This window comes from Pseudomonas sp. AC229 (assembly GCF_979254655.1).
Map to the genome: position 1 here is coordinate 1 of NZ_CEEDHK010000069.1, position 259 is coordinate 259.

A 259-nucleotide genomic window follows, 5' to 3' on the forward strand; every position below is an offset into this window, starting at 1 on the left:
CAGCGGTAGTTCAGTCGGTTAGAATACCGGCCTGTCACGCCGGGGGTCGCGGGTTCGAGTCCCGTCCGCTGCGCCATTATTTGCCAAGTCCGACGTTGTCGAGCTTGAGATCAAAAGCCAACCAGGGCTTTACGATCAGACGCAGCACGTTTCACGTTGTACCGGACGAAAGTCCACCGACACGCAGCGGTAGTTCAGTCGGTTAGAATACCGGCCTGTCACGCCGGGGGTCGCGGGTTCGAGTCCCGTCCGCTGCGCC

General features: G+C 61.0%; 1 tRNA gene. It reads left to right on the plus strand.

Annotation, left to right across the window (positions count from 1 at the left end):
• Nucleotides 1-183 precede the first annotated feature (183 nt).
• A tRNA-Asp gene (locus AC0IW7_RS24875) sits at nt 184-257 on the plus strand.
• Nucleotides 258-259: the final 2 nt, after the last annotated feature.